General features: G+C 63.6%; 4 protein-coding genes and 4 pseudogenes. 6 read left to right on the plus strand and 2 right to left on the minus strand.

Going from position 1 to position 4,791, the window contains the following annotated elements:
• Positions 1 to 197: 197 nt before the first annotated feature.
• The 6 genes and pseudogenes from tnpC to FS320_RS38145 all read left to right on the plus strand — a co-directional run.
• Positions 198 to 1,367 (plus strand): annotated as a pseudogene (gene tnpC / locus FS320_RS38125) (IS66 family transposase); the annotation flags it as partial.
• A 5-nt stretch (positions 1,368 to 1,372) separates the two neighbouring features.
• Positions 1,373 to 2,023: a 5,6-dimethylbenzimidazole synthase gene (gene bluB, locus FS320_RS38130; protein WP_162003511.1), complete on the plus strand. Its 651-nt coding sequence runs from the start codon at positions 1,373 to 1,375 to the stop codon at positions 2,021 to 2,023.
• A 56-nt stretch (positions 2,024 to 2,079) separates the two neighbouring features.
• A pseudogene (locus FS320_RS51175) lies at positions 2,080 to 2,145 on the plus strand (IS3 family transposase); the annotation flags it as partial.
• Between the two features lie 272 nt (positions 2,146 to 2,417).
• On the plus strand, positions 2,418 to 3,176 hold the full coding sequence (locus tag FS320_RS38140; protein ID WP_202882947.1) for an IS110 family transposase: 759 nt from the start codon (positions 2,418 to 2,420) through the stop codon (positions 3,174 to 3,176).
• Positions 3,124 to 3,486: a transposase gene (locus FS320_RS47135; RefSeq protein ID WP_202882948.1), complete on the plus strand. Its 363-nt coding sequence runs from the start codon at positions 3,124 to 3,126 to the stop codon at positions 3,484 to 3,486. The genes FS320_RS38140 and FS320_RS47135 overlap by 53 nt, the downstream gene beginning before the upstream one ends.
• Positions 3,487 to 3,502: 16 nt before the next feature.
• Positions 3,503 to 3,718, plus strand: a pseudogene (locus FS320_RS38145) (IS3 family transposase); the annotation flags it as partial.
• 37 nt (positions 3,719 to 3,755) lie between these two features.
• Here the strand turns inward: FS320_RS38145 and FS320_RS38150 are convergent.
• Positions 3,756 to 4,467: pseudogene (locus tag FS320_RS38150) on the minus strand (DDE-type integrase/transposase/recombinase); the annotation flags it as partial.
• Between the two features lie 199 nt (positions 4,468 to 4,666).
• Positions 4,667 to 4,791, minus strand: a 125-nt coding sequence (locus tag FS320_RS38155) for a helix-turn-helix domain-containing protein (protein WP_152717478.1), incomplete at its 5' end; no start/stop codon positions are given.

Here is a 4,791-nt window from a genome sequence, read left to right on the forward strand (position 1 = left end):
GGAAGCGTAGAATGGTTCATGGCGGGTGGGTTCTCCCAGAAATGAGGCGGATCGGATTCAACAACCAAATCCTAAGTCATCTCAGGCACTTGAGCTACACCCGCCAACCCTCCATGAATTTTCCGGGCTAGCGGCCGAGCAAGGCCGGCTAGCGGAATTGCGTTGCAAACCCTGACGGATCTGCACACACTGCTGATGTGACAGTATCCGCTCCTGATTCTCTCCCCTCCGACCTCGCCGCAGCGTACGCGATGATCCTCGCCGAGCGCGAGGAACGCCGTGCCGCGGAACGTCAGCTTGCGGGCGCACGCGCCGAGGCCGCCCAGACGCAAGCCCATCTGTCGAGCCGGGACGCTCCGATCGCCCTTCTGAGGCTCGAGATCGAGAAGCTGCGACGCGAGCTCTATGGCACCCGCTCGGAGCGCAAGGCGCACCTGCTCGACCAAATGGAGTTGCAGCATGAGGAACTCGCTGCTGATACCAGCGAGGATACCGAAGTGGCAGAGATTGCGGCTTTCCGAGCCGAGCAGCCGCGCTTTCGGCCACTCAAGCCATCCGCCCGCCGAGTCTTCTCCAAGCATCTGCCGCGCGAGCGTTCGATGATCCCCGTTCCTGCGAGTTGCCCATGCTGCGGGTCGGATCGCCTCTCGAAGCTCGGCGAGGACATCACCGAGACGCTGGAGGTCATTCCTCAGCAGTGGAAGATGATCCAGACCGTGCGCGAGAAGTTCTCCTGTCGAGGGTGTGAGAAGATCATGCAGCCGCCGGCGCCCTTCGACGTGACGCCGCGCGGCTTTGCCGGACCGAACCTCTTGGCTCAGATCCTGTTCGAGAAGTTCAGCCAGCATCAGCTCTTGAACCACCAGAGCGAGCGCTACAAGCGCGAAGGGATCGATATCAGCGTCTCCACACTGGCCGACCAAGTCGGCGCCTGCACGGCAGCCCTTCAGCCGCTGCACGCCTTGAGCGAAGCGCATGTGCTCAAAGCCAAGCGGTTGCATGCCGACGACACCACGGTGCCGATCCTCACGAAGGGCAAGACCACGACAGGCCGGATCTGGACCTATGTGCGGGGTGGTCGCCCCTTCAGTGGATCGGATCTACCTGCCGCTCTCTACTACGCCTCCCGGGATCGCAGCGGCGAGCATCCGGAGCGGCACCTCAAGTCCTTCACTGGCGTCCTGCAAGCCGACGCCTATGGGGGCTACAACGATCTCTACGATCCTGCACGCAGTGGTGGGCCGATCACGCCTGCCTTCTGTTGGAGCCATGCCCGACGTGGGTTCTCCAAGCTGGCCGACATTGCTGGCAACGTGCGCCGTGGACGCGCCGCCGCCGAGATTTCGCCGATTGCGCTCGATGCGGTTAACGTGTGAGCACGGGACGTTCGTCGCCCATTCCTGATTTTGCGCAGGAATTCCGCCATCAGCTTCGCGAGCTATTCGTTTGGCGCCGCGATGTTCGTCACTTCCGGCCCATCCCGATCTCGCCCGATGTGCTCGCGCGCCTGCTCGAACTGGCGCATCTGGCGCCCTCTGTCGGCCTGAGCCAACCCTGGCGCTTCGTTCTTGTGGATGATCCGCACCGGCGAACCGCGATCGTCCAGAACTTTGAGGTCTGCAACGCACAAGCGCTGATGGACGAGCCTGCGGAACGGGCTCAGATTTATGCCCGTCTTAAGCTGGCCGGCTTACAGGAAGCACCGATCCACCTGGCGGTGTTTGCCGAGGACGCCACGCGGCAAGGTCACGGTCTGGGACGACGTACCATGCCCGAGACGGTGCAGTATTCGGCCGTGATGGCCATCCACACCCTGTGGCTGGCCGCGAGAGCCGAAGGGATTGGAGTCGGCTGGGTGTCGATTCTGGATCCCGCTGCCGTTGCCATGATCCTGGAGGTCCCATCGCACTGGGCGTTCATCGGCTACCTGTGTCTGGGCTATCCCGCTTACAGCGATGACACGCCGGAACTCGAACGCCAGGGCTGGCAGGCGCGGACACAGATGCAGATCCTGCGGCGTTGACTTGGCTATCGCCTCGGTTCCGCATCCGCGGCTACACCGGATGAATACGATGCAGCGTGAAGGGATCGCGCTGCACGGTTGCCCGGCTCATGCGGCAGATGGGCCTCCAAGGGGTGGTGCGCGGCAAGTACACCGAGCGCCTCGCCGAAGCCGGCATCGAGCCGTCGGTCGGCAGTGTCGGCGCCTCGTACGCCTGTGAGAATGTGAGAGCCGCTCGGAAGGCCTGAGCCTTGTTACGATTGACCGCGTGTCATTGCGTCGACGTGTCGGTCCTCCGGGCGGCACCTGACGGCCTGCTATAGCGTGACTTGATAGGAGCTTGAGGACACCCGTCCCGTCACAGTCCTGTCCGCCCGCAGGATCCCGCCAGGGCCTCACCCGCGGAGGACGAGGAATGCGCAAGACTGATCCTGCCGAGATCATCATCGGCATTGACACTCACAAGGAGGCCCATGCCGTTGTCGCCATCGACGGACTGGGGATCCGCCTTGGCGCGATGACCGTGCCGGCGAGCCGGAGAGGCTATCAGGAGCTGGAGGTCTGGGCCGGTTCGCTCGGCTGCGTCCGAGCCTTCGGCATCGAGGGGACCGGCTCCTATGGGGCTGGCTTATCCCGGTTCCTGCAGGAGCGAGGCCATTGCGTCATCGAGGTCAACCGGCCCAATCGCCAGATCCGGCATCAGCATGGCAAGACGGATCCGCTCGATGCCGAGAATGCGGCCCGCGCGGTTCTCAGTGGCCAGGCAAGGGCGGCTGCGAAGGCAGGCACCAGCTCGGTCGAGATGATCCGCCACCTCAAGGTGGCACGCGACACCGCCGTGAAGAGCCGCACCCAAGCGATGGTTACCCTCAAGACGATCATCATCAACGCTCCCACGGCCTTGCGCGAGAGCCTTGACGGCCTCACCGGCACGATGGCCCTCATCCGGCATTTGGCGGCCCTGCGGCCAGGAGCGATGACAGACCCGACCGCCTCGGCCAAAGCGGCCCTGCGCGCTCTGGCCCGCCACTGGCTGATGCTTGATGCTGATCAAAAGCCACGATGCTGCTCTCGATGCTCTGACCACCGTCTGCGCCCCAGCCCTGAAAGAGGCTCATGGCATGGCGACCGGCACGGCGGCCGAGATGCTGATCCTGGTGGGCGACAATCCTGAGCGCATTCGCTCCGAAGCAGCCTTCGCCAAACTGTGTGGCGCCTGTCCTATTCCCGCCTCGAGCGGCAAGACCACGCGTCACCGGCTCAACCGCGGCGGCAACCGGCAGGCCAATGCCGCCCTGTATCGTGTGGTCATTAGCCGGATGCGCAGCCATTCTCCCACCCGCGACTACGTCCGGAAGCGAATGGCAGAGGGTAAGGGCAAGATGGAGATCATTCGCTGTCTCAAGCGCTTTGTCGCACGGGAGATCTTTGGCTATCTCTGCCGAGCCAGAAGGGATCCCACGACGGTCCCTTCGACCTCTTGACCTCTATAGGAGCATCAATGCCCTGGCGGAAACCGTCATCGGCCTCTTCAAGGCTGAGGTGATCCATCGGTGCGGTCCGTGGCGCTCCTTCAAGGCCGTCGAGTTTGCCACCCTCGAGTGGGGTGACCGGTTCAACAACCGGCGCCTGCTCGAGCCGATCGGCAACATCCCGCCTGCCGAGGCGGAAGCCGCCTACGATGCCCAGCTTGAGGTCATGCCGATGGCCGCGTAGAATCCAGGCCAATCCGCCTCCGGAAAAATCGGCGCAGTTCAATTACATCAGTGCTCTGCGGCGTGTAGCGTTTGGTCTTGCGGTGTTGCACCTTCAGCTGGCGGCAGGCTGCCTCGAAGCCATCGGCGGTAAAGCACGAGCCACGGTCGGTGAGCACGTGGGTGACCGTGAAGAGAAACGTGCCGATCGCCTCTTGGAGGAAAGCAATCGCGCTTGTTGCCGTCTCGTCATCATAGACCGCCCGGTGCACCCAGCTGGAGCAACGGTCGATGGCGACATAGAGGAAGCGCTTGCGGCTCTCGCCATTGGCGGTTCTCAGCTTGGGCAGGTGCTTGATGTCCATATGCACGAAGCCGAGGTCATAGTCTCTTTGAACGTGCCGCTCTTGCGCTGGCACTGCTGCCCTGGTGGCAGGCGCCCGAGCCCCTCAGCCTTGAGGATCGGTAGACCGCGTCCCGATTCAGATGCGGCAGGAAGTGCGTGACCACGAACGTGAGGCCATCGAGCGGAAAACCGGTGGCCTGGCGCAGGGCGCGGACAATCGCCCGCTCTTCCGCGGTGGCTTTCCAGGGCAGCTTGTGCGGTCGGCTGCTATGGTCCGGGCAATCCTGAACTCCGCGCTTGCGCTACTTGCGGATGGTCTCGGGGCTCACGCTATAGCGCTGGGCCAGCACGCCCGTGGGCTCGACCGAGCGGGCGATCTCCTGGCGAACGGCTGGGGTGGTACGGGCTTGCGGATGAAGGGACAGCTTCACGGCCTCCTGCGGTGAGGAGCTCGGCGTCGCAGGCCGTCAAAGCGCCAAGCGTACTCCTCAATCGCGCAACGCACCCGGTCCCAACAACGTTCCGCCACCAAACACATTAAGGCGCTCTGTTTCTCCCGCCACAGGCGGATTGAAAATCCGCGCCCGTTCGCCCGCAATATCTCAGCTGAAGCAAGACCAGAGTTTAGAACTGTTTCAGCTTGATCCCATGCCGGCGCAGGGCATAGCCGACCTGCCGCGGCGTGAGGCCCAGGATACGAGCCGCCTTGGCCTGAACCCAGCCGGCCTTCTCCATCGCGTCGATCAGCC

Origin of the sequence: Microvirga tunisiensis (assembly GCF_009296175.1) — a bacterium.
GTDB lineage: Bacteria > Pseudomonadota > Alphaproteobacteria > Rhizobiales > Beijerinckiaceae > Microvirga > Microvirga tunisiensis.

Excerpts from the sequence above, each read along its gene's own strand:
- FS320_RS38140 (WP_202882947.1), top strand. The coding sequence starts at position 2,418 with ATGCGCAAGACTGATCCTGCCGAGATCATCATCGGCATTGACACTCAC.
- FS320_RS47135 (WP_202882948.1), top strand. The coding sequence starts at position 3,124 with ATGGCGACCGGCACGGCGGCCGAGATGCTGATCCTGGTGGGCGACAAT.